Source organism: Pseudomonas fluorescens group sp. PF-69 (assembly GCF_054481235.1).
Genome location: NZ_JBTMNC010000001.1, coordinates 5,270,009 through 5,294,899 on the forward strand (window position 1 = coordinate 5,270,009; position 24,891 = coordinate 5,294,899).

At 60.9% G+C, this 24,891-nt stretch carries 21 protein-coding genes; 6 read left to right on the forward strand and 15 right to left on the reverse strand.

Going from position 1 to position 24,891, the window contains the following annotated elements:
- Positions 1 to 19: 19 nt before the first annotated feature.
- From pgm to ACX3YF_RS24800, 4 genes are all read right to left on the reverse strand, one after another.
- Entirely contained in the window at positions 20 to 1,666 is a 1,647-nt protein-coding gene (gene pgm / locus ACX3YF_RS24785) for a phosphoglucomutase (alpha-D-glucose-1,6-bisphosphate-dependent) (protein WP_288095480.1), read from the reverse strand.
- Between the two features lie 111 nt (positions 1,667 to 1,777).
- Positions 1,778 to 3,178 (reverse strand): aminotransferase-like domain-containing protein, encoded by a 1,401-nt coding sequence (locus ACX3YF_RS24790; protein ID WP_130211485.1) that lies wholly within the window; start codon positions 3,176 to 3,178, stop codon positions 1,778 to 1,780.
- Positions 3,179 to 3,215: 37 nt separating this feature from the next.
- The gene (locus ACX3YF_RS24795) at positions 3,216 to 4,700 is read right to left on the reverse strand and encodes a hypothetical protein (RefSeq protein WP_458952476.1); all 1,485 of its coding nucleotides are present in this window, start codon (positions 4,698 to 4,700) and stop codon (positions 3,216 to 3,218) included.
- Between the two features lie 569 nt (positions 4,701 to 5,269).
- Entirely contained in the window at positions 5,270 to 6,292 is a 1,023-nt protein-coding gene (locus ACX3YF_RS24800; protein WP_047528683.1) for a zinc-dependent alcohol dehydrogenase family protein, read from the reverse strand.
- 269 nt (positions 6,293 to 6,561) lie between these two features.
- On the opposite strand from ACX3YF_RS24800, the gene ACX3YF_RS24805 reads away from it, so the two are divergent.
- Positions 6,562 to 7,476 carry a LysR family transcriptional regulator gene (locus ACX3YF_RS24805; protein ID WP_047528682.1) on the forward strand — a complete coding sequence of 305 codons (915 nt, stop codon included), beginning with the start codon at positions 6,562 to 6,564 and terminating at the stop codon, positions 7,474 to 7,476.
- Between the two features lie 139 nt (positions 7,477 to 7,615).
- On the opposite strand, the gene ACX3YF_RS24810 is transcribed toward ACX3YF_RS24805, so the two are convergent.
- The 3 genes from ACX3YF_RS24810 to ACX3YF_RS24820 form a co-directional block, all read right to left on the reverse strand.
- Positions 7,616 to 8,902, reverse strand: a complete 1,287-nt coding sequence (locus ACX3YF_RS24810) for a type II toxin-antitoxin system HipA family toxin (RefSeq protein ID WP_458945322.1) — start codon at positions 8,900 to 8,902, stop codon at positions 7,616 to 7,618.
- Positions 8,895 to 9,212 carry a helix-turn-helix domain-containing protein gene (locus tag ACX3YF_RS24815; protein WP_130209316.1) on the reverse strand — a complete coding sequence of 106 codons (318 nt, stop codon included), beginning with the start codon at positions 9,210 to 9,212 and terminating at the stop codon, positions 8,895 to 8,897. Before ACX3YF_RS24815 ends, ACX3YF_RS24810 begins: the two co-directional genes overlap by 8 nt.
- A 135-nt stretch (positions 9,213 to 9,347) precedes the next feature.
- On the reverse strand, positions 9,348 to 10,031 hold the full coding sequence (locus ACX3YF_RS24820; RefSeq protein ID WP_458974870.1) for a lactonase family protein: 684 nt from the start codon (positions 10,029 to 10,031) through the stop codon (positions 9,348 to 9,350).
- 315 nt (positions 10,032 to 10,346) lie between these two features.
- Between ACX3YF_RS24820 and ACX3YF_RS24825 the strand changes: the two genes are divergently transcribed.
- Positions 10,347 to 11,276: a LysR family transcriptional regulator gene (locus ACX3YF_RS24825; protein ID WP_130209320.1), complete on the forward strand. Its 930-nt coding sequence runs from the start codon at positions 10,347 to 10,349 to the stop codon at positions 11,274 to 11,276.
- A gap of 8 nt (positions 11,277 to 11,284) precedes the next feature.
- Here ACX3YF_RS24825 and cptA read toward each other — a convergent pair whose 3' ends face one another.
- From cptA to ACX3YF_RS24865, 8 genes are read right to left on the reverse strand one after another with little or no spacing between them, the layout of a single operon-like run.
- The gene (cptA, locus tag ACX3YF_RS24830) at positions 11,285 to 13,030 is read right to left on the reverse strand and encodes a phosphoethanolamine transferase CptA (protein WP_223272708.1); all 1,746 of its coding nucleotides are present in this window, start codon (positions 13,028 to 13,030) and stop codon (positions 11,285 to 11,287) included.
- Positions 13,023 to 13,766 (reverse strand): nucleoside/nucleotide kinase family protein, encoded by a 744-nt coding sequence (locus tag ACX3YF_RS24835; RefSeq protein ID WP_458974485.1) that lies wholly within the window; start codon positions 13,764 to 13,766, stop codon positions 13,023 to 13,025. Before ACX3YF_RS24835 ends, cptA begins: the two co-directional genes overlap by 8 nt.
- Positions 13,766 to 14,500, reverse strand: a complete 735-nt coding sequence (locus ACX3YF_RS24840; protein ID WP_223272709.1) for a nucleoside/nucleotide kinase family protein — start codon at positions 14,498 to 14,500, stop codon at positions 13,766 to 13,768. The genes ACX3YF_RS24835 and ACX3YF_RS24840 overlap by 1 nt, the downstream gene beginning before the upstream one ends.
- Before the next feature lies 1 nt (position 14,501).
- On the reverse strand, positions 14,502 to 16,241 hold the full coding sequence (locus ACX3YF_RS24845) for an ABC transporter ATP-binding protein (protein ID WP_458974486.1): 1,740 nt from the start codon (positions 16,239 to 16,241) through the stop codon (positions 14,502 to 14,504).
- Entirely contained in the window at positions 16,238 to 17,437 is a 1,200-nt protein-coding gene (spt, locus tag ACX3YF_RS24850) for a serine palmitoyltransferase (protein ID WP_448647858.1), read from the reverse strand. The genes ACX3YF_RS24845 and spt overlap by 4 nt, the downstream gene beginning before the upstream one ends.
- Positions 17,424 to 17,687 (reverse strand): acyl carrier protein, encoded by a 264-nt coding sequence (locus tag ACX3YF_RS24855; protein WP_130209328.1) that lies wholly within the window; start codon positions 17,685 to 17,687, stop codon positions 17,424 to 17,426. The genes spt and ACX3YF_RS24855 overlap by 14 nt, the downstream gene beginning before the upstream one ends.
- A 32-nt stretch (positions 17,688 to 17,719) precedes the next feature.
- Positions 17,720 to 18,616, reverse strand: coding sequence for an NAD-dependent epimerase/dehydratase family protein (locus ACX3YF_RS24860; RefSeq protein ID WP_262984257.1), 897 nt, complete (start codon positions 18,614 to 18,616; stop codon positions 17,720 to 17,722).
- An 11-nt stretch (positions 18,617 to 18,627) separates the two neighbouring features.
- Positions 18,628 to 20,367, reverse strand: coding sequence for a fatty acyl-AMP ligase (locus ACX3YF_RS24865; RefSeq protein ID WP_130209332.1), 1,740 nt, complete (start codon positions 20,365 to 20,367; stop codon positions 18,628 to 18,630).
- Between the two features lie 363 nt (positions 20,368 to 20,730).
- Between ACX3YF_RS24865 and ACX3YF_RS24870 the strand changes: the two genes are divergently transcribed.
- From ACX3YF_RS24870 to lptG, 4 genes are all read left to right on the forward strand, one after another.
- Positions 20,731 to 21,855 carry an N-acetyltransferase gene (locus tag ACX3YF_RS24870; RefSeq protein WP_130209334.1) on the forward strand — a complete coding sequence of 375 codons (1,125 nt, stop codon included), beginning with the start codon at positions 20,731 to 20,733 and terminating at the stop codon, positions 21,853 to 21,855.
- A complete protein-coding gene (locus tag ACX3YF_RS24875) occupies positions 21,839 to 22,669 on the forward strand; it encodes a nucleotidyltransferase family protein (protein ID WP_130209336.1) in 831 nt (276 codons plus the stop codon). Before ACX3YF_RS24870 ends, ACX3YF_RS24875 begins: the two co-directional genes overlap by 17 nt.
- A 67-nt stretch (positions 22,670 to 22,736) precedes the next feature.
- Positions 22,737 to 23,810, forward strand: a complete 1,074-nt coding sequence (lptF, locus tag ACX3YF_RS24880; RefSeq protein ID WP_130209338.1) for an LPS export ABC transporter permease LptF — start codon at positions 22,737 to 22,739, stop codon at positions 23,808 to 23,810.
- On the forward strand, positions 23,807 to 24,886 hold the full coding sequence (lptG, locus tag ACX3YF_RS24885; RefSeq protein ID WP_130209340.1) for an LPS export ABC transporter permease LptG: 1,080 nt from the start codon (positions 23,807 to 23,809) through the stop codon (positions 24,884 to 24,886). Before lptF ends, lptG begins: the two co-directional genes overlap by 4 nt.
- Positions 24,887 to 24,891: the final 5 nt, after the last annotated feature.

The window sequence follows — 24,891 nt, forward strand, 5'->3', positions numbered from 1 at the left end:
CTCACCACAGGTCCCTCAATCACTTCGCGGAGATGGCGCCGTCCACCAACGTTTGAGCTTCGGCCACCAATTGCTTGAGGTGTTCGTCGCTGACAAAGCTTTCCGCGTAGATCTTGTAGATGTCTTCCGTGCCCGACGGACGCGCCGCGAACCAGCCGTTCTCGGTCATGACTTTCAGGCCGCCGATGGCCTGGTCGTTCCCCGGAGCGTGGCTGAGGATGCTCTGGATCGCCTCGCCCGCCAGTTCGGTGGAAGTCACCTGCGCCGGCGACAGCTTGCTCAACAGGGCTTTCTGTTCCGGGTTGGCCTTGGCATCGACCCGCACCGAGAACGGTTCGCCCAGTTCATCGGTCAAGGCACGGTAGGCCTGGCTTGGATCGCGACCAGTGCGAGCGGTCATTTCTGCGGCCAACAGGGCCGGGATCAGGCCATCCTTGTCGGTGCACCAGACGCTACCGTCCTTGCGCAGGAACGAGGCACCGGCGCTTTCTTCGCCGCCAAAGCCCAGGGATCCGTCGAACAGGCCATCGGCAAACCATTTGAAGCCGACCGGCACTTCGTACAGGCGACGGCCCAGGCGCTTGGCCACGCGATCGATCAAGCCACTGCTGACCACGGTTTTACCCACGGCGGCATCGGCACGCCATAGCGGGCGGTTCTGGAACAGGTAGTCGATCGAGACCGCGAGGTAATTGTTCGGCGCCAGCAGGCCGCCGGACGGCGTGACGATGCCATGGCGGTCGTGATCCGGATCGCACGCGAAGGCCACGTCGAAGCGTTCCTTCAGGCCGATCAGGCCCTGCATCGCGTAGCTGGACGATGGGTCCATGCGAATCTGGCCGTCCCAGTCGACGGTCATGAAGCGGAAGGTCGAATCGACCTGTTTGTTCACCACCTCCAGGTCCAGACGGTAGTGTTCGGCAATCGCCGACCAGTAGCGCACCCCTGCTCCACCCAGTGGATCGACACCCAGACGCAGCTTGGCGTCGCGAATGGCATCGAAGTCGATCACGTTGATCAGATCGGCGACATAGGTATTGAGGTAGTCATGGCGATGGGTGGTGCTGGCCTTCAGTGCCTGTTCGTAACTGATGCGCTTGACGCCGGCCAGCTTGTTGGCCAGCAGCTCGTTGGCCTTGGCTTCGATCCACTTGGTGATGTGGGTATCGGCCGGGCCGCCATTGGTCGGGTTGTATTTGTAACCACCGCTTTGCGGTGGGTTGTGGGACGGCGTGATGACGATACCGTCCGCGAGCCCCGAAGTGCGTCCGCGGTTGTAGCAGAGAATCGCGTGGGAAATCGCCGGGGTCGGTGTGTATTCATCGCCTTCGGCGATCATTACCGTCACGCCATTGGCGGCGAGCACTTCAAGGGCGCTGGCACCGGCCGGGGTGGAGAGCGCGTGGGTATCGATGCCGACAAACAGCGGGCCATCGATGCCCTGGGCTTCGCGATACAGGCAGATCGCCTGGCTGATCGCCAGGACGTGCCATTCGTTGAAACTCAGGTCGAACGAGCTGCCCCGGTGCCCGGACGTGCCGAAGGCGACGCGCTGGGTGGAGATCGAGGCGTCAGGCTGGCCCGTGTAATAAGCCGTTACCAGTCGCGGGATATCGACCAACAGTTCTGCCGGTGCCGGTTTACCCGCAAAAGGACTGAGTGTCATGCAAAACCTCTGGAATAGAGTGGTTCAGGGATAGGAGCGCAGTTTACTGGCAGTTTGACCATAGTGCGATGGGATCGATCCATCAGTGTGGCTGATGTTTTACCGCCCTGCTCACTCGATTGCTTCCAGGCGCAAAGCGTCCCCCAGCAAGCCCAGCGCATCCGCCAGGTCCTGTTCGCCACCAAAGGTGTGGCTCAAACGCAGATGTTGTGCGTGCAGCCCCTGAAGACTGAACAGCTCTCCTGGCGCAATCACTACCTGGTGCTTGAGCAGGCGTTGAAAAACCCGGCGCACATCGACCCGGCGCGACGAGTTCACCCAAATGGTTGCACCACCGTGCGGCTCGACGAACTGCAACGCATCGCCCATCCGCTCCTGCAGCAGTTGGGTCATCTGCGTCTTGCTGTCCTTCAGCCGCCGCCGCAGTACCTGCAGATGCTGATCCACGCGTCCATTGCCGTACAGACGGGCAATGGCTTTCTGGCGGATCGGCGAAAGACGGAAGGCGCGTAACAGAAAATGCCGCTGCAACTCGTCTCTCAGATGGCGCGAAAGCAGATAACCGTAGGGCGCTTCGGGGCCGATGATTTTTTCGAAGGTGGAAAACACGATCAATCGCTCGACAGGCAGCAGGTCGCGAAAACGCAGACCCTCCGGTTCGAAACCCAGTTCACCGTAGCAATCGTTTTCCAGGACCTGGCAGTCATACCGCTCCAGCAGTTGCGCGATGGCTTGTCGGTTGTGATCCGGGGCCCGGCTGCCTCGGGGCATGTTCAGGCCGGAGGACACCATGACCAACCGCACCGATTCGGTTTCGAGCAGGTCCTTCAGACGCTGGATATCCAGCTCGCCGTCAGCCAGGACCGGCCATTCGATCACCCGCACGCACGCCTCCTGAAGCAAGCGCAACAGCGCCCAGTCGCACGGCGACTCGACCACAACCGTGGCGTCCCTGAGGCACAACACGGTGATCAGGATTTCCAGCACGCCCCGAAGATCGGCGCCGATGTAAACATCATCGGCGTGCCAGCACCGCACCGGCGAAGAGGTGTAGCGCGCAGCCAGGGCGGTGCGCAATTCCAGTTCGCCACAGGGTTGTGAAGACGGTTGCGGCTGGCGTGGATATTGGCGCAGCAGCTCTCTTTCCAACAGCAACAACGGGCTGTCCAGTGACTGTAGCGATGCGGGCTCGTCGGCGCTCAGGTTCAGCGTGCCAGGGCGTCGCGCATTGCTGTAGACCATTTCCAGCAGGTCGTCGCCACTGTAGAGCGTGCTGATGGACGGCACCGGCATTGCGTAATAACCGGACTTGGCCAACGAGTAGACGCGCCCTTCCTTCTCCAGCAGCGAGTAGGCGTACTGAATGGTCGAGATCGATACGTTCAGGCGCTGGGCCAGTTGGCGCAACGATGGCAGGCGAACGCGCGCATCAGTGGCATGCTCGCTGATCAGGCTGGTCAGATAGCGGTACACCGCCTGATACGCAAAATCCGTTTCCCGCGGCCCTTTCATGGGAGATGGCCGATAACGAGGCGTCTGAAGCTCACTTTCACCGACCCGCCGACCATTCACTCGTCACGGGGGCGGCGTTTTCGCTGCCCTCAATGTTCGACGGCGTGTCGGCACCTGCCGGTTCGCCCGCCCAGCCCTCATGGGCGGAGACCGATTTCATGTGGTACAGCTTGCCGATCAGACTGACCGGCAAGCCGCTGACATCAACCATCCATTGCATGACCTGCTCGGCGACCGGTTGCCCCTGCATGGCCCGGTGCAGGTCGGGCATGGCCACGAGCATGCCGGGGTGGCACTGACGCAGGAAGCGCTCAAGGTTTGCGCCATTGTCGACGAAAGGCGCAAACAGCAGACACACCAGTTGTGCCTCGCTCAACCCAAGATTGCGCTGGATCTCGGCCGTCGTACGTACGCGTTGCTCAGCCAGTGTCGCGGGGTTGCCGAAGGCTTCCACCGCCTGCTCGCACAGGCGCTCCGGCAGTTGTTTGCGGCGCATCATCACCAAGGTGCGCTGCAGGTATCGGGCGACGCCCTCCTCATAGGTTTGCCCCTGCATGAAGCAGGCTTGCAGGCCTCGAACGTGTGCCAGGACATCAAGACTCACGTACTCGTTGTCGCTGAGCTGAGTCGACAACTCGTCCGCCTGGAAGCCGAGAAACTCGGTCAACAATGGCCAACGGTCTTCCAGATTATCGACCAGGATGTCGTGAATATTGATGAACGCGGTACGCCGACAGGTTTCAAACTGATCGGCCGGACGCCAGGGTGCCTGGCCATGCTCGCCATATAACGCGCGGAAGCAGTCGCCCCCCAATTCGTCCAGCAAAGCGAACAGGCCGTCGTAACCCGGCTGGACATGGTTCAATGGCTCGAGCCCGGCTTTCGCGATGGCACGTCTCAACCCTTCGATAAATTGCTTCTGTTGGCGAAGCGTGTCGCCGCTGACCAAAGCATCGACGCCATGGTTCCAGCGGGCTATTTGCCCATAGAACTCGCCGGTGGCCAGATAGCCGTCATCCCATAGATCAAGCGGCTGATCCCATACACGACGATGGCCAATCATCAACTGGTTCATTCGGTGGGACTCGCGCCCGGCCCTGGACGTCGGTGCCACGTGATCGAACGGCAGGACTTCCCTGTTATCGACCATCAGCACTTCGACCCGTGGATCGTCAAAGACGAACAACGCGCTGCACGCACGATGAATGTTTTCCAGCGCCGTCGTGCTGGTGCTGTTCAAGCGCAAGGTCGCCACTCGCAGCTGGAATGTCGCCGGGGACCGGGTGGCGATCGTCAATTGCGCGGCGCGCAGCATCGCCAGGGTGTAACAACTGTCACGGGAACCGGACTGGATCGCCAGCACCTTGAAGTCCGCTATTTGATCCATACCGCCAGCCGCCACTACCAGGCGCTGGATCAACAACTGCAACGCAGTTCGTTCGGCACGGGAAAAAAAACCCAGCAAGCGTTGCAACACTTGTTGATAGACATAGTTCATCGCTTGATCATGGATGCTGGTCATTTTTATTTACCTGATGCTCATAAATTCGATATCGCGCGCAATAACTGCACGCACAACGCAAGGAATTGTCTGGAGATGATTTAGTTACGGAACATGATTGCCAAATGTTAACACTTAAGTTTTCTGGCCAAGATTTGAACGGGCTGGACGTTACCAGCGTGTTGAATACCGTCTGCGCTGAGGAAACGCCCGGCTGGCAAGGTTTCTTGCGTTTGCGCTCGACGCCCTAGGAAGTTTCCGACAGAGCCCCACAGACGCGTAATACAAAAAATAAAGAAAGAAGTTGCCGGTGATTGTTCGATAACGGCGTAACACCCCACTCTTTTTTGGATATGTATTAGTGCTGCATAGCGAAAAGTATCGATCTGATACCTGACCATGACTCATTCCTTGAGATGAAAGTAATCATTCAATTATCAGGGCTTAGATGCTGATTAGAAGCTACAGATCGAGAGCAAAAACCAGTTCAGTTGCTGAACCGGCCCGTCGGCAGGCCGATGGGGTGTCTCATGGCACAAGGTGCCGACAGTAAAAAGTCCGTGCTGGCACGGACTTTTTGGGGGGGGGAGTCAGGCCGGTTCGACCTGTAGCGCAACCCGCTCGCGGCATGGGCATTCGTCCATGTAGCGGTGTGCTTCGACAAACTCGGAAAACGGGAAGACCCGAGTCTTGAGTGGCAATACTACGCGATCAGCGGTCAGCTGGTTGATGTCGCGCAAGGCACGGTGCAATGCCACCTGATCCTGGATGATGCCCAGTTCCGGCTTGCCGGTGAAGTTGCCGATGCAGTGCACAAAGAACTGAATGTTCTTCTGGAACGCTGCGCAGGCCGGGAATGGCGTCTGGTTGCCCCCTTGCAGGCCATACAGGACCAGGCTGCCCCGAGGCGCCAGTACATCGCCAAGCAGCGACATCTGCGGTCCACCCAGGCCATCGAACACCACATCCACACCACGGTTGTCGGTGATTTTGTTGATCCGCATCAGCAGATCTTCTTCCTCGGTGACGATCACTTTCTCGGCACCCAGCGACAGCAGGTATTCACGTTCATCCGCAGTTTTGGTCGCCGCGATCACCCGTACGCCCAGGGCTTTGCCCAGTTGCACAAACGATGGACCGGCGCAGTGACTGGCGTCGGTGACCAGCGCAAATTGCCCGGGTTTGACCCGCGCCAGATCGACATAAGCGAAATAGGCGATCAGCAGCGGTGTGTAGTGCACGCTCGCTTCAATCGGGCTGAGTACATCGGGATAGCGGGTCAGTGATGTGCGCGGCAGCACGATCAGCTCGCCGTAGACCGGATAGTCGTTGGGGCTTTCGGCCGGAAAACTGGCGACCTTGTCACCGACTGCCAGGTCATCGACACCTTCACCGACAGCGGTGACGATACCCGCCATTTCCTGGCCAAGGCCGGACGGCAGACGGGCGTGGGACGGCGCCAGGTTCTGGCGCCACAGAGTGTCGTACCAACTGATCCCAATGGCTTCGACGCGCACCTGCACTTCACCCGGTGCAGGCAGAGACGCCGCATGCTCTTCGCATTTGAGCACCTCGGCTGGACCAAACTTGTGAAAACGGATCGTGCGGGACATCGCAAACCTCGCCAATTAAACCTCTAATGCCCTGAACTCTAGCTGGGCTTTTAGCCCAAGACTATCAGTGGCTATTAATAGTCGACATGCCTGTCATTGATTCCGCCGCAGCGCCAACATTCTCAAATGTCGTAGGAAACCGAAGCCGTCCTTGTAGGAAAACTGAATTACTCGGTGCAGAGTACCAGCCTTTCCCCGTAATATTCTCGCTGGCCATTGTTCTCATATGGCTGCACACGTCAAGTTTGCTGACTCTGCCAGGACTCCAGATGAATCGTAATGACCTGCGTCGTGTCGACCTGAACCTGTTAATCGTATTCGAAACATTGATGCACGAGCGCAGTGTGACTCGCGCTGCCGAGAAACTGTTCCTCGGCCAACCGGCCATCAGTGCGGCGCTTTCACGCCTGCGCGGGCTGTTTGATGATCCGCTGTTTGTGCGCACCGGCCGCAGCATGGAGCCGTCCGCCCGGGCCGTGGAGATCTTCGCCCTGCTCTCACCGGCGCTGGATTCGATTTCCACCGCGGTCAGCCGTGCGGCCGAGTTCGATCCGGCCACCAGTACTGCGGTGTTTCGCATCGGGTTGTCGGACGACGTTGAATTTGCCTTGCTGCCCATGTTGCTCAAGCGGCTGCGCGCCGAATCCCCGGGGATCGTCCTGGTGGTGCGGCGGGTCAACTACATCCTGATGCCAGGACTGTTGGCATCCGGTGAAATTTCCATCGGTGTCAGCTACACCACCGATTTGCCGGCGAACGCCAAGCGCAAAGTACTGCGCCGCAGCCAGCCCAAGCTGTTGCGGGCCGACACCGTGCCGGGGCCTTTGAGCCTGGATGATTACTGTGCGCGGCCCCATGCGCTGGTGTCGTTCGCGGGCGATCTCAGCGGCTTCATTGATGAAGAACTGGAAAAGCTTGGGCGCAAACGTCACGTGGTACTTGCCGTACCGCAGTTCAACGGCTTGAGCACCCTCCTCTCCGGCACCGACATTGTGGCGACCGTGCCGGACTATACCGCCGACGCGCTGACCGCCGCAGGCGGTGTGCGGGCCGAAGATCCGCCGCTGCCGGTGCGCAGCTTCGAATTGCACATGGCCTGGCGCGGGTCACAGGACAACGATCCGGGCGAGCGCTGGTTGCGGTCGCGGATTCAGATGTTTTTCGGGGATCCGGACAGTCTCTAGGCGTCGTCGGGCAGGCTGTTGATCTGATCATTTCTGCCATTTGATAGACCAAACACCCACGTCTTCGACAGCACAGGACCCTACGTGCTCGAAGCACACGACAGCATCGATTATGAGCGTCGCCCGCGCCTCCCGATCTTCAACGGCGACCGCTGCCCGCATGACCGCGGTGTAACCGAGCTACGTTCTGATCGATGCGGTCTTGGATCGTGCGCAAGGTGTCTCGAGTAATGACCTGTGGGTATAGGTTCTCGGCGATGCTTGCAAACCGGCTCGCCACATCACAAATGCCGTCAATCATTCTGCCGGCAACGTCCGGGGGCACCTCGGCTTCCTCGGCAAGCCGAAGCATTTGTGTGCGGGAAATCGACAGGGCTTCGCCCATCACATCCATCTGGTGATATCCACTTGGCCCCTCGCAGAAGGTCACGTCGTAAGCCGGCGACAGTCTCCACTGACCGTCTTGCGACATGATGTAGGCAAAGTTCTTGGGATGATCGTCTCTGTTGTTGAACGCCACATTGAAGACGGCACGTTCGAAGGCCACCGCCATCTCTCGCACGTCGTTGGTACACATCTGTGTTGCTCGCAAGAAGTTGACGTAGTCCAACACCCCCGGAGACCGGTAGTTTGCCCCCGTAAAGGCCGCGAGGCTTTGCATGGGTACACGCAGCCCATCCCGACGGTCAAATCGCTTACTGGCGAACGCTGCCAACCCATCAGGCAGACTGAAGTACTGCGTCTCGGGGGTCTCGATACCACACATGCGCAGGCATTCGGCGTAGACCATTTCGATAGCGCACACCTCGGCGTGTTCTTCTTTGGCCGGGAACTTAATCAACCATGCATCAAAGCCCGCCGTGACGGCAGTGGTAAACTGGCCAGTATCGGGATCGCGATAGACGAGGGCCTTGGGCCTTGCACCTTGAGGCGAGCCGCCCACCAGCAGCAACGTCTGCAGGAACTCGCCACCGTCTCCATGGAGCACTTCCCGCACTTCGGCGGCAAGCTGCTCCAGCGGGATGTGGACTTCAGATGCCTGCCCTTCGGGTGCCACGGGCTCAAACGTCATGGCCCCCATTGCATTGCTACCGATGTAAGCCAGCCGTTCCAGTGAGCCGATGCGCGCCGTAGTGAGCCCGCGGCGCCTGAACATACGGTCCATCAGCAACATGCCCCACCCATCCGGCAACGAGTCGTAAACAGGCCCTGGCAAGTGCAGTTGGTGATCTGGAAAGTCTCGGCGCAACTGAGTCCCCTCCAACGGCAGCGTGTAGGAGGACAGTTCCAAGCCCCTTTGCCTGGCTTCATTGCTGTACTCGAACACGATCAGCGGCCGACCGGTCAGGGCAGTCGTGGAGACCAGCGTGCCCCATTGCCATCGCTCACCCCAGCCCTCGTAGAAGACGTTCACCTGCTCAAGCATTGCCGGACTTCCTCTTTGTACGGAGACGATTGGCGCTGTTTTCGTAGCGCCGAATATCCTCGATGCTGTCCAGCTTTGGCAGGAACAGGCCTTCAAGCTCCTTGGTTCGGCCAAGAGCCATCGCCACCCGAACGACGTTCTCGAATCCGACATTGCGCCCGGCTTCAAGGTTGGACACTGTATTTGTGCCGATGCCGGCACGCCCGGCCAAGTCGGCTTGTGTCATGTCCTGCGCCAAGCGCTCTGTGCGCAAGCGATCGCAGAGGCGCTTGACGACCTCGCTCGGCTTGCTGAAGCTTAAATCCAACATAGTGTGTACCCAGCCCATTCTGCGCCAGTTAGTCCCCAAAATTATAGAATTAACGTCCAGTCCTATCAAGCAACTTAATCCCCTAAATCTGTGACTTATCGCTTGATTTCCAGCTTTAGCCACAACTTAATGGATTTATCTACCATCAAGCCAAAGGACAGGGAGAACGATTGGGGGCCGTTCAGAATCGTGTTCGGGGTGAAGGCTTGCCTTCCCGCCCGAGCCCAGTGAACGTTGGGGGCAAAATGGGGGGCAAAATTCCGACTTCGAACTGTCGCCGAGGCGGTATTCGCCTGGCAGCTTGTTGACCTGGGGCGCCCACACCAGCTCCACGGGCACCCGCGTACCGGTGGTGCCCGAACCGTTGAGCTTGAAGCCGTTATCGTTGTCCAGGTCCCGCACATGGACGAACCGACCGTCCGGGCTGGAAACCAACGAATGCATGTGGCTGCTGGCCTGGCGCTGGGGCTTGACCCTGGACGCGGGATGGGTTTGCTGCTCCACGACCAGGCTGAGCACACCGTCCTTGCCGACACTCACTACCGCCAGGCTGCCACCGGGCACTGCTTGCACCGCGTAGTTGGCGATGAACAAATAATGTTCATCCCTGGCCAAGCCGGCAAACGTCGGTTCCTCGCCATCAGTATTTTCGCTATTGACAACCTGCTGGCGTGTCTTGGTGATCTGGCCCGTTTCACTGTCGAAGGCGTAGCGGTGAATGCCTTTGCTGCCCGCGCCGGTATAAGTCCCTGACAGCAAGTCGACATCAGGCGCCGCATTGGCCTCCAGCGAAAGGGCACCAGCACCGCCGGCAAACACTTTCAATCATCGATACCCCCTGTCAAGCACGGGCACTCTACGGCGTCTGCCGACTGCTTTGATTGCGCCAAGCGAAAAACACCGTGCGTCTTTGTCCCTGATAACGATCGCTCACTATTGTTACAAAAACGGTAACTAGGCATTCCAGAAAGCGCCATGGTGCCGCTGAAAAGCACATGCTAAGTTTCGCGCCCCGTAACAACTCGAAATACTTTTCTATGGCCTGAGTGCGTCTAGCTCAACCATCAGAGACTCCTTCGCTCAACTTCCCAGGCACTGCCATGCGCTGACTTGCAAGGCAGTTGAAAGGCGCCCATGAATCGAAATGAACTGCGAAAATCCGACATCAACCTGATGGTCATTTTCGAAGCGCTCATGCAGGAACAAAACGTCACCCGCGTCGCCGAAAAAATGTATTTGGGCCAGCCAACCGTCAGCACAGCCCTGGGCCGGCTGCGAACGCTGTTCAATGACCCCCTGTTTGTTCGAGTCGGTCACCGCATGGAACCGACTCGCCGCGCCGAAGAAATCATCCGGCATCTATCGCCCGCCCTTGACGCCATGGCCACGGCGCTCAGCCTCGCACACCAGTTCGATCCGCTGGAAAGCCGCCTGACTTTCAAGATTGGCCTTTCCGACGACGTCGAATTCGCCCTGCTGCCGCCCTTTCTGGCGGCGCTGCGCGATGAAGCCCCCAACGTGGTCGTGATCATCCAGCATGCCGACTATTGGCGCATTCCCGACCTGTTGGCGTCTGGCGACATCACCGTCGGCATTACCGAGACCCGCGAACTGCCCGCCAACGCCAAGCGCAAATTGCTCAGACGCATCGAACCACGCATCCTGCGCGCCAATAACACTGACACGCCTCTGACCCTGGACGAGTTCTGTACCCGCCCCCATGTTCAAGTCTCTTACACGGCCAATATCCACGGTATCGTCGACGAATGCCTGGCTAAAATCGGCCGCGACCGCAAGGTGGTACTGTCGATCCCGCAGTTCAGCTCGCTGCCGGCGGCCCTCAACGGTACCGATCTGCTGGCGAGCTGCCCCGACTACGCGGCGAAGGCGTTACTGGGGTGGGGCAACTTGCGCGACGACCCCTGCCCGTTCGAGGTGCCGCCGCTGGAGTTGTCCATGGTCTGGCTGAGCCTGACTGACAACGACCCGGCCGAGCGCTGGTTGCGCACCCGGCTGGAGCAGCACATGGGCAACCTGGGCAACCTAGCGGCCGCTGCGGCTTAACCGGCCATTCAAGGCGCGTTGCCCAGCGTGTTGAAGTCACGCAGCTTGGCCGGCTGGTGGGGATCACCAATCAGCAGCCGGCCTCGGCGATAGGCCGGGTTGACGATACTTTTCCACGGTTCGAACGTGTCGAAGCGCAGCCCGGCCAGATCCGCCCAAGTGTGGATGAAGTGCGATGTGGTCCACTCACGGTGCAGCGCATCGTGCAGATCGAGCGGGCTGTCCTCCTTCCAGCTCGGCGAGCGCCATACCAGGAAAGGTACGGTGTACATGGGCCACGTCGGCGCCTCCTCATTACGCCCCAACATATGCGGCGCCACCGGGTCGTACACCGACTCACCATGATCTGACAAATACACCAGGAAGCCATGGGGGTTGGTGCGCTTGAAGCGACCAATCAACGAGCTGACCACATGATCGTTGTAGAACACGGCATTGTCATAGTCGTTGTATTTGCGCAGCGTCTTGTCCGTGATATAGCGCGGTACCTCGGCGCTGTCCTGGAAGCGCGCGAAGCTCTTGGGGAACCGGTAGCGGTAGTTCATGTGGGTGCCCAGCAAGTGCACGACAATCAGCTTGCGCGGTGCCTTGTCCTTGAGGACCTGGCTAAACGGTTCCAGCACGTCTTCGTCGTATTGGCTGGTGGAGTTCTGATCCCGGTTGTTATTCAGATAGACCTGCTCGTCCGCCTGCTTGGAGAAGGTGGTGAGCATCGTATTGCGCTGGGTCATGGTCTGCTGATTGGTGATCCAGAACGTTTTGTAACCGGCCTGCTTCATCACGCTGATCAACGAAGGCGTCGTCAGGTACAGGTCCGGATGTTCCTGGTCGGCAAAGGTCAACACCTGCTGCAGCACTTCGATGGTATACGGTCGCGGCGCCACTACCTGATCAAACACGTCGAGCTCGGACCGCAAGGCATCCAGTTGTGGCGTGGTCTGGCGAGTGTAGCCGTACAGACTCATGCGCTGGCGGTCAGTCGACTCGCCGATAACCAACACCATTGTCGCTGGCTGCCCGGCATGGGCATCCACCAGATGCTGCAAGGGCGCAATGGCTTTCCAGCCCTCGAACATATTTGCCATATCGGCCAATTGCTGACGGTACTGCGTGTAGCCAATGACCATCTGCCAAGGCGATGCCGACTGCATATTCTGCTGAAACTTACCGATGCGCATCTCCAGGTCGCCACGCTTGCGGTACTCATGAAGGGCTGAGTAGCCCACCGATGCAAAGGCAATCAGCAGGCACAACACCACCTTGGCACGCCCCGAGAACGCAACGGGGCGAACCCTGAGCCATAACCCCAGCGCGATGACGGTGTAGGCAACCAGCGCGGCCAATTTGGACCAGGAGAAATACTGGGAAATATACTCACTGGACTCACTCATGTTGGACTCGAACATGATGAAGATCGCGCTTTGCGAAAACTCCTGGCCATAGATCAGGAAGTAAGCCAGCGCGGTCAGCGAGCACATCCACAACACCAGCCCTGTCAACCCGACGATGGGCCGTGTCCAGCGCGGAAACAGCAACGGCGGGATCAGCCACAGCAGGCTTGCCGCGCTGGCTTGCCAGAAGCCGTCAAGGCCGGCGACACCGGCATGGTAGATCAACCATTGCAGGGGACCGGAAAAATACCAGAAAAACAGGTACATGACGGCCAGTGAGCTGGCACTGGAACGGCGCAGGAGCGGCGTGCCAGAGGCATTCGCAAGGGGCTGGGCGCCCTGATGGGGCATAGGCTTATTCAACGCGTGTAACCTGCGGTTCAAGTAATGAGGAAAAGCCCGGGGTCTCACTGACCAGTATTTCGATGATCTGACGGCAAATGGCGTGCACCTGGGCCTGCGGCAAGCGCGCATCCACCTCGACCACTCGCGCCCCGGGAAACTTCAAGGCCGCGGTGGCGGCCACCTTGCGTTCGATCAGGGCCAGGTCATGGTCGGGCTTGCGCTCCCAGGCCGTGCGGGCGTCCACATTGAGCCGGATGACCAGCGTGGGCGGTATCTGGGCCATCTCGATGTAGAGGTCGCGCTCACGCCGGGCCAGCAACGCGGTGAACCAGCCCGTGGCGTGGGCTGCCGACAACCCCGGACCATCGTTGAGCCCGGCGATCTGCACCTGGGGGTAGCGATCACAGATCACCAACCGCCCGCTCTCGCGCACCTGCAGCATGTGCAGGAAACGGCGCCAGCGCAGCCTGCCGAACAGGTAGATGACCGCAGCCGTGACAGGCCCGGAAATACGCTCGCCGGGCGTTCGAGCCCGACTGGCCTTGGCGGACAGATGCCGCTCCAGCATCGCGCCTATCCACGGCAGCTGGCGAATCTTCAGCCCCAGCGCCCCGGAGCCCAGCCCCAGATAGGCATATTGGCTATTGGCAATGACCGAGCACAGGTAGTGCGCCGCGGTGGTCTTGCCGGCACCGTCCGGGCCGATGATGGCGACCAAGGGCGCCAGGCGCCGGAAGGCGCTACGGCTAGCCATTACACGGCTCGCTGGCGGGACAGGCATGCACTGATGGCATGCTTGGCCTGGTCGATGACGGTGTCCAGCGGCTGGGTACTGTCCAGATCAATGATCGGACTGCCCTGGTATTCCAGCTGCGGTACCAACGCGATCTTGGTGGCCAACGATGCGTAGCGGTGGTCCGGTTTGCGCTTGTAGGCCGTTTCCAGATCGACATTGAGCCGAATCACCACGTCAGGGCGATAGCTCACCATGTAGCAGTACAGCAAGCGTTCGCAACGTGCCAGGCAGCGCACCAGCGCATTGCGATGCGGTACGCCAACGAGGCCCGGGCCATCGATCTTCATTTTGGCCACGGCAATTTGCGGAAAGCGATCGGCGATCACCGCAACACCCTGGCGTCGCAGCGACATCATCTTCTGATAGCGCCGCCAACGCCGCACGGACAGCAGAAAAATCGCGGCCGCCGCCAGGGTACTCGGCGCCTCGATCGAGGTTCGCGACGCGTTGCCTTGCGACATTGTTTTCGGCGAGTTTTTGGCAATCAGACGCTTGAGTGCGCCTCCCACCAGCGGCAAGCCCACCAGTTTCTCGCCCAAGGCCTTGGACTGAATGCCCAGATGGCAGCTTTCAACCTGTCCGGACTCGCGCATCCACGCCAGGATAGCGTCGGAAACGGTGGTCTTGCCCGCACCGTCGCAGCCGACAAAGGCGATCACTGGCGCCAGTTCGTTCTCATGGTTCATCGACATTTCAGCGGCCTCCCGTGCCATGGATCAGAGCGGGACGCGGCAGCGGCGCATGCCCACCTGTCACGACCTTGAATTTACCCTCGACCAGCTCGACAACCTTGTCCGCCACCTCGATCAGGCGCGGCCGGTGCGATACGGCAATAATGGTGATGCTCGGCGTCAACGCCTTGAGCGTGGCGCAGATGTCGGCTTCGGATTCGGCGTCCAGTGCACTGGTGGCCTCGTCCAGAATCAGCAGGCTGGGCCGGTGCGCCAGCGCGCGGGCGATAATGATCCGCTGGCGCTGACCACCGGACAGTTGGCCGCCTCGCTCCCCTACCCGCGTGTACAGACCTTGATCCAGGCCCTGCACGAATTCCCAGGCGCCAGCCTGACGCAACGCATGCTCGGCATCGGCTTCGGTCAGTGACGGTTCACCCAGGGTGACGTTGGCCAGCACACTGTCGTGCAGCAGCAGGGTTTCCTGGGTCACGTAGCCAATCATCCGGCGCCAGCTGCGCCGTTGCAGATCGGCCAGCGACTGGCCATCCACGCTGATGCGGCCATCCTGAGCCACCAGCAAAGCGCACAGCAGGTCAAGCACCGTGGTTTTGCCGGTGCCCGACGGGCCGATCAGGGTTGTCATGGTCCCCACCTCGAAACTCACGCTGGCCTCGTCGAGGATGCGTCGACCGCCGTAGGTAAACGAAACCTGATCGAACGCAATGTTCCGGGCCAACGTTGGCTGGAGGCTACCGCCGGCGGGTTCACGCTGGGCCTCGGCTTCGTCCACCGCCTCGCGCAGGGCCCAGAACGCACTCTCCTGCCCGACCATGCGGTGGTAGCGCTGCTGGGCCTTGTGCATCAGCCCAAGCACGCGCACGACCATGAAGATCAGCACCATCACCGAGGACATCGGCAGCTTCCAGATCACCAGGCCGGCGTACAGACCGCCTGCGGCCAGCAGCGCCAGCAGCGGCTCCTGCAGGGCGCGCAGGGTCTCGCGGCTGGTGACTTCCTTTTCCATGGCGATGTTGAGCTCAGTCGCCTGGCTGCGCAGCAGCGAATCGGCGATGTCCTCGCGGGCCATGGCCTTCAGCGGTTTGACCGAACCCAGGGTGTCGCTCAGGTTGATCAGCAGTTCGCGCATCAGCCCGGTCTGGCTTTTGCCGGCCTTGCGCGAGGTTTTCACCAGGCCCCGCAAGGCCAGTAAAATGGCCAGGCCCAGGGCAATGCACACCAGGGCGGCCTGCCAGGACACCACTAAGGCAATGATGGCGTAGGCAATGGCCTGAATCGTCAGGGCCACCATGTTGGCGGCGTGCTCGTAGGCCGTCGAGGCACGGAACGCCTCGGTGGCCACGGCGTTGGCCAGGGCCCCGCCCGGCTGACGCAGGTAATGCTCCCAACGGCTGCCCAGCGTGGCATTGATCAGGTCGACACGCAGGTCCGTGGCGACGTGTGCCACGGTGTAGCCCACCTGACGGTTGGCCAGCAGAATCAACAGGCTGGTCAAGGACATGCCGACCACGATGATAATCAGCAGTACGGTGATGGAGGGCTCCAGCCCCACGCTGTGCAGCACGCTGGCAACATGGCCGGCGACCATGCTCGAGTGGCCGCTGTCACCCAGCATGACCGACACCAGGGGCAGCATGGTGGTCAGGCTCACGCCCTCCACCACGCCGGCGACCACCAGGCTGAGCAGCATCAAGAGGGTGCGAAGGGGGTAGGATTTACCGAACGCCAGGATGATTCTCATGCCACCGACTCCAGGATATCGCTGTCGCGCAGGGCGGCGAATGCCCCCACCATGGCGTCGATTTCCTGTTCCGAATGGGCTGCGCTGACACTGCACCGCACCAGCGTGATGCCCGCCGGCGCGGCCGGCGGCAGCACCAGGTTCACGTACACCCCGTGCTCGATCAACGCTCGCCAGAAGCGCACGCCCTGCTCCTTGGTGCCGATCATCACCGGCACCACCGGACTGGCATGCGGGCCCACCTGGTAACCCAATGCTGCCAGGCCGTCATACAGGCGATGGGCGTTTTGCCAGAGCTTTTCGCGCAACTGAGGGGCTTGTGCAATGGTCTGCAACGCCGAACGCACGGAGGCAATGGCCGATGGCGACGGCGAGGCGGTGAAAATATAAGGGCGACTGGCATAGCGCAGCACTTCCATGGCGCGGTCATTGCCCACCGCGAAACCGCCGATGGCCGCCAGGCTCTTGCTGAACGTCCCGAGGATGATGTCGACGTCCTGCTCCACGTCCAGCGCCTGGGCCAGGCCACGGCCAGTCGCACCCATCACACCGAAGGAGTGCGCCTCGTCCAGCAGCAGGTAGCCGCCCAGGCGGCGCTTGATCTCGACGATTTCCTTTAGCGGAGCCACGTCACCGAGCATGCTGTAGATGCCTTCGACGATGATCAGCGCATCCTTGGCCTGTTCGCCGAGGCGCACCATGCGTCGCTCAAGGTCCGCGGCGTCGTTGTGACGAAAGCGGATGATCTGCGCCCCGCCCAGGGTGCACGCATCGTAGATACTGGCGTGGCAATCGGCATCGAGCAGCACCACGGCCTTGGGGGTCGCCAGGGCGCTGATGATGCCCAGGTTAGCGACGTAACCGGTGGAGAAGACAATGGCGGACGGCCGCTCGAAGAACGCCGCCAACTCCTGCTCCAGTGCCACGTGCCCGCCGTAACTGCCGTTGGCCATGCGCGAACCGGTGGTGCCAGTGCCCTGCTCGACCAGGGCAGCCTGGGCGGCGGCAATGGCCTTGGGGTCAAACGTCAGGCCCAGGTAGTTGTTGGTACCGGCCAGAATGACGCGACGATTGCCGATGCGCCCCTGAGTGGCGCAATGGACCTCATCGATGCAGGTGCCAAAAGGGTTGAGGCCGTCGTCCTGGAACGCTTCGCGCTCCTGTGCCAGGCGGGAGAAACCGTCATACAACCCCATGATGCTCCTCCAGGTAAATCATCAGTGCATCGGTGAGGTCGGCGGGCGTGCTGACATCGATCAGGATATTGATTGGGATGGACAGGTCGAACTGGTCCTCCAGCATCATCAGCAAGTCCATGATCTTGATGGACTCAAGGCCCAGGTCGTCGATCAGGTTGCTGTGCAGGCCTACCGGCCGTTGCTTGTCGGCGGTCAAGCCGCTCAGGCATTCCAGGATGTAGTCGGTGACGACTTCGCGATTCAACATAAAAAGAGTCTGATATCTGTATGAAAGTGGGATCAAAACAACCGTTCACGCAACGCGTGTTCAAGCTCGATGGCCGGGTACCAGCCCAGGTCCTTCGAGATATGGCGGTTGCTGGATGACCAGTCGGGATGGATAAGCTCGTTGACCTTGCTCGGCGTCAGCATGGGCTCGCCGCCGGCCAGGCGATGCCAGGCCAGGTTCAGGCGTGACAGCTGCAAGAGTAAGGCTGTGGGAACACCGATCAGGCGTACCGGCCCTCCGCGTATCAGCGCCCCCATGGCGGCCAGTTGCTTCCAACCGTAACCATCCTTGGCACCGTCATTGATTTCGTAGCGCACGGCATGAATGGCCTCCGCGTCGAGCCAGCGCAGGGTCGCCTGGACCAGGTCTTCCACATGCAGAAAAGACAGCCGTGCATCGGCATGGCCAAGCCGGGGCAGCCAGCCACGCAGCAGTGCCGACAGCACCGGCTGCAATTCGCTGTCGCCTGGCCCATAGACGGCCGTGGGCCGGAAAACGCTGAGGGGCATGTCGGCGGCCGCCTCGAGGGCGGCGACTTCGGCGTCGAACTTGGACTCGGCGTACCACGACAGGTGCGGGTACCTGGCAGCCAGCGAAGAAAACAACAGGAAACGCTCGCAACCGGCAGCCTTGGCTGCCTGCACCAGGCGCTGGGTGCCCTCGACGTTACAGCGCTGAAACACTACGCGGCTGCGACCACGCACCTGGCCAGCGCAATGGATGACAGCACTGGCGCCGCTGACCAGCCTGGCCAGCGATGCTTCATCTTCCAGCGACCCGCGCACCCACGTCACGGCGTCCAGGTTCGCCACCGATCGGCGGGTCAACGCACGCACGGCGATACCGCGCGCCAACAGGGCGTGCAGAATGCGCCGGCCGATAAAGCCGGTGGCCCCTGTGATTGCCACGGTCTGACTCATCAGGCGATGGCCACGGCAGGCAACGCGAGGTCGTCGAGCATGCTCAGGTAGCGACGTTTGGCCTCAGCACGTGCCGGTTTGCCGGATGAGGTACGCGGGATGCTTTGCGGCGGCACCAGTTGAATGTCGACGCTGACGCCGAATTCACTCTGGATGCGCCCCGACAGCGAGCGGACCATGTGCTCGCGCGATGCGGGCGAGGCCACCCGGCACTGGATCTGCATCACCACCACTGGCTCATCACCGCGCGCCGTCACGAAGGCGATCGCATCGCCCGGACGCACGTCAGGCTCGCCCTCGGCCACATGCTCGATATCCTGGGGCCAGATGTTGCGCCCGCGAATGATGATGAGGTCTTTCTTGCGGCCGGTGACATGCAGATCGCCCTCGAACAAGTAACCCAGGTCGCCGGTGTCCAGCCATTGGGAGGCCTGCAGTTGCGAGTCAGGGTCGCGGAAATAGCCACTCATCAGGCTGGGGCCGGCAATGAAGATCTGCCCTACCTCGCGCTCGCCGAGCACCTCACCCTGGGCGTTGCGAATTTCCAGCCGGTGCCCGGGCAGGGCCGCCCCGCAGTTCACGAACGTGCTGACGGCACGTGTGTGTGGCGTGGGCGGTACGGCCTTGCCGTCGTGCTCCAGTACATCGCGATCGATCACATCGGCCCGCAGGCCTTTGGTGGCGTCGGCAAAGCTGACCGCCAGGGTGCTTTCCGCCAGACCGAAGCACGGCATGAACGTCCCTGTCGCGAAACCCGTTGCCGCAAAACGTTCGGCAAATTGCGTCAGGGCCTCGAACGGTACCGGCTCGGCGCCCACGCCAGCGACCCGCCAACTTCTCAGGTCAAGCTCGGCCAGGTCTTTGTCGCTGCAACGCCGCAGGCACAGGTTGTAACCGAACGGTGGCGCCACGGACACGGTGCCACGATTGCGGCTGATCAGCTTCAACCATTGCAAGGGGCGCATGGCGAAGTCCTGGGTGCGCAGGTAGTCGACCGACAATTGAGTGGCGACGGGTGTGAGGACGAACCCCACCAGGCCCATGTCGTGATAGAAAGGCAGCCATGAAACGCAGCGGTCGCCTTTGCGCAGCTTGATGCCATCACGACTGATAACCTGCAAGTTGGCCATGACCGCGCGCTGGGTAATCACCACGCCACGAGGAAAGCGGGTGCTCCCCGAGGTGTACTGAAGGTACGCGACATCGTCCGCGCCAGGCGCCTGCAGTTCGACCTCGGCCTCTGGCAGCGCGTCGATGTCGGCGCCACTGAGCAAAGGCATTGGCGGCAGATCGGCGGCGGCCTCCCGCACCAGGGGGAGCCATTCCTCGCCACCGCACACCGCGGCCGGGCTGCAACTGCTCAGCAACCCACGCAGCTTGTCCACGTAGGATGAATGCTGGCCAACCCCCATGGGAATGGGCAACGGCACGGGGATCAGCCCCGCGTATTGGCAGGCGAAGAACACTTCGACGAACGTCACATTGGTGTCGGCGATCAGCGCCACCCGGTCGCCCCGCACCAGCCCCAGGCCGAGCAGGCGACGTGCGCCCATCAGGGCGCGCCGTTTCAGCATGCGGTACTCGAACGAACTGACCAACTGACTGCGTCGGTCATAAAAGTTCATGCCGGTCTGACCGGTGGCAGCATAGTCCAACGCCTCTACCAGACTTTCAAAGTCCGCGTGACGCATGGGTATGGAATGATTTGAGCTTGTTTCTGACATATACAGCACAGCCATTAGATGTGAACCTTCGGCCTGACCGCATGACGGCAAATCCACCCGCAACGTTTCATTTGGCCGATGCATTTATCAGGCGACAATAAGATAGGAAACAGCGCATCTGCGCCGCAGCCAGCAAGCGATTGTTGCCTGCGCAGTGTTCAAGTTCTGATTGAATCGAAATTCGGCGCGAAGATTAACAGGAGTTGTTTTCTGAACAACTATTCATTTATCAGATACCCGCCATCTGAAACAGCGATGAAGATTTTATGTACAAATTTAGTTAATAACGGTTTCATTTACGCCGCATTTGCGGTGATCAGCCGTGCGTTGCGTTAATTGAATTAATGCCCCTCGAAGTTAGTTGGATTTAGGTCAGTCATGATTTCCATAGAACAGGTCAGCGACAAGGCTGGTTTGAAAGCCTTCATCTCCCTGCCCTCCCACTTGTACGCAGACGATCCCCACTGGGTCCAACCCCTGCATGTGGAACGTATCGAACATCTGTCGGCGAAGAACCCGGCATCGGACCACATTCACTGGCAGGCCTGGATTGCGCGACGCGGCAATGAAGTGGTGGGCCGTATTACCGCTCAGGTGGATTCGCTGCATCGTGATCTGCACGGCATGGACACTGGCCATTTCGGCATGCTCGACGCCATCGATGACGAGGCCGTGTTCAGCCTGCTGACTCAGACGGCGGAAACCTGGTTGCGCAAACAGGGCGCCCACCGGATCACCGGCCCGTTTGGCTTGAACATCAATCAGGAAAGCGGCCTGCTGGTCGACGGGTTCGATACACCGCCGTCGGCGCTGATGGAACATGGCAAGCCCTACTACGCCGCACGCCTGGAACAGCAAGGCTACGCCAAGGGCATGGACCTGCTGGCTTACTGGATGCGCCGCACGGACCTGTCCTTCACCCCAGCGCTGACATCACTGATGGGCTCCATGCGCAACAGAATCAAGATCCGGCAGCTTGATCGCAAGCGTTTCGCGCAGGAAATGCAGGTACTACGCACCGTGTTCAACGATGCCTGGCAGAAAAACTGGGGGTTTGTACCGTTCACCGAACGTGAGTTCGATGAGATGGGCGCGCAACTGAAATTCCTGGTGCCCGAAGACATGATCTACATCGCCGAGGTCGACGGTGAGCCCTGTGCCTTCATCGTTGCCCTGCCCAACATCAACGAAGCCATCGCCGACCTGGATGGGCGCCTGCTGCCATTGGGCTGGGCCAAACTATTGTGGCGTCTGAAAGTCAGTGGCGTACGCACCGCGCGGGTACCGCTGATGGGCGTGCGACAGCAGTACCAGTTCAGCCGAATGGGGCCGGTCATCGCACTGCTGCTGATCGAAGCCTTGAAGGCGCCGTTCGAGAAACGTGACATCGAAGCACTGGAAATGTCCTGGATCCTGGAAACCAACACCGGTATGCGGGCTATTCTGGATCGCATCGGTGCCGCCCCCTACAAACGGTACCGTCTGTATGAAAAAGCAATCTGAGCGGCCGCGTTTCGACGCGCTGGTGCTTGGCGCGGATCGCCATGGCCATGACCCGGTGGCTGCGCTGGGCTCGGCAGGCTGCAAGGCGCTGACGCCAATCGCGGGCGTGCCAATGCTGCACCGTGTGCTGGGCGCCTTGCACGACAGCGCCCAGGTTGGCCGGGTAACGTTGATCGGGCCTTCGCTGGCACTGCTGGAGCGGGACGCCCATGTGCGGTCGCTGATCCTCGGCGAGCAGGTGAGTTTTCTGCAACCCCAGGCATCCCCGGCGGCAAGCGTCGTCCATGGCCTGGCCATGCGACAACACTGGCCACTGTTGGTGACGACCGCCGACCATGCCCTGCTGCGCGGTGACATGGTCGACTACTTCCTCACCCAGGCAGCCACCCTGGATTGTGACGTGGCGGTTGCGGTGACCCCCCTGGAGACAGTGCTGCAACGATTCCCTGGCACGGCCAGAACGGCCATCCGACTCAAGGGTGGCCCGTATTGCGGCAGCAACCTGTTCGCCTTCCTCACCCCACAGGGCGCCAAGGTGGCGCAGTACTGGCGTGGCATGGAAGAAGCGCGCAAGCGTCCCCGACAGGTGGTGGCCCGGGCGCTGGGCCCACTGGCTACCGTGCGCTACCTGCTGGGCGAACTGTCCCTCAACCATGCGCTGAAGCAGCTTTCCCGGGTGCTGGGCGCGCGCGTGGGCGCCGTGGTCATGCCCTTCCCGGAAGCGGCGGTGGATGTGGATTCAGCCAACGACTTCGCCCTGGTGGAGCGCACCCTGCGCGAGATGGCCAAGGACCACGGGCGCCCTGCGGCCTGACCAACTCACCCGTTCCATTCCCCTTTTTACTACGCACGGCTGATGCCGCGTTGAAGGCTTGCGGTACATGCTTACGATCGAGCGCTACATCATTGCCGAAGTACGCCGTCCGATGACGACGATGGTCGGCTTCCTGACCTTTGTTTTCGCCAGTTACTCGGCTGAACGCTACCTGACCGAGGCCGCCAACGGCACCCTGGCGCTGGGGATGGTCTTCGACATCGTTTTCTACAAAGTGCTGATCGCGCTGGAGATGCTGCTGCCCGTCGGGCTGTATGCCTCGGTGGCTATCGCACTGGGCCGGCTATACAGCGATTCGGAAATCACCGCCATCATGGCTTCCGGTGCCAGCCCGTTGCGTATCTACCGGGCCATTCTGATCATCGCCATGCCCCTGGCCCTGGCGGTGGCCGCGTTGTCGTTCTACGGCCGCCCCTGGGCCTATACGCAAACCTATCGGCTGGTACAGCAATCGCGATCCGACCTCGACGTCAGCCACCTGCAGGCACAACGCTTCAACCTCAACGACGACAACGGCCGGATGATCCTGGCCCAGCGCATCGACGCGGACACCAACCAACTCACCGACGCGCTGATCTACGACCCGGCCGAAGGCAAAAGCCGCGTGCTGCGCGCCACCGTGGCGGCCATCACTGATCCCGACCCCACGACGCCGGCGCTGACCCTGCAACAGGGCACCAGTTATATGCTGGAGCATCGCGGCAGCAACGACAGCACACTGAATTTCAAACAGTTGCTGCTGCACCTCAAGCCGATGGAACCGACCGATGAGTCAAAACGCAAATCCACCCCCAGCGCGGTGCTGGCCATGTCATCCCTGCCCCAGGAAAAGGCCGAACTGCAATGGCGTGAAAGCCGCGGCCTGAATGCCATTCTCATGGCCCTGCTGGCCGTGCCGCTGAGCCGGACCGCACCGCGCAAAGGCCGGTTCTCGACCTTGATGCCGATCACGATTCTGTTCACGGTGATCTTCTATGGCGGCAACCTGTGCCGCACGCTGGTAGCCAATACCGTCCTGCCCCTGACCCCGGGCCTGTGGCTGGTCCCCCTGCTGATGCTGGTTGGCCTGGGGGCCTTGATTGCCCGTGACCTGCGGCTGCTGCCGAGGGTTTCGCGATGAGCATCTGGGGGCGCTACCTGGTCAGGAACGTGTTCGTGGGTTTCGCTGCTGCCGCTGCGCTGCTGATTCCGCTGTTCACGACTTTTGATCTGATCAACGAACTCGACAATGTCAGCGCTGGCGGCTACCGCTGGACCCAGGCGGTGGCGGTGGTGCTGATGACCCTACCCCGTCGCCTGATCGACCTGGGGCCCTTCATCGCCCTGCTGGGCGGCATCGTCGGCCTGGGCCATCTGGCAGTAGGCCAGGAGCTCACGGCCCTGCGCGCGGCCGGCGTGTCCATCGTGCGCATTGCCTTGGCGGCGGTCGCCGCAGGCGTGTTGCTGACCGCCAGTCTGGCAGCACTGGATGAATGGGTGGCCTCCCCGCTGCAGCAGCGGGGCCTGCAGATGCGCAACGCCGCCATCACCAGCTCCGATGAGGCAGTCAATGCCAAGGGCACGCTTTGGGCCAGGCGCGGCAACGAAGTCGCCAGGATCGACAGCGTGGCAGCGCACAACCTGCCCATGGGCATCGAGATATTCCGCTACAACCCGGACAACACCCTGGCCAGTTACATTCACGCCGACAACGCCAGCGTATCCCGCGACGGTAACTGGACGCTCAACCAGGTCAACCTCAAGCAATGGAGCAACGGCGAAGAAACGGTCCGCGAGCTGGATAGCCTGCAATGGGCGTCAATCTTTTCCAGTATTCATCTCAAGGAACTGACCCTGCCCAGCGACAGTTTTTCCATCAAACAACTGAGCCGCTACATCCACTTCCTCAAGGCCACCGATCAACCGGTCGATCAGTACAGCATCGCCCTGTGGCAGAAGTTCGGCCGGCCGATCCTGACGCTGGCGATGATCCTGCTGGCGGTGCCCTTCACCTTCGTGCAACAGCGCGCGCCCGGGATGGGCAGCCGCCTGGCGGTGGGCGCTGTCGTCGGTCTGCTGACCTATGTGGGTAATCAGATCATCGTCAACCTGGGGCTGCTGTTTGCCCTGAATCCGCTGCTGACCACCTTGTTGCCACCGCTGTTCATTCTGGGTGCGGCATTGATGCTGGTCTATCGCTTCGACCGAAACGCCTAGGCAAC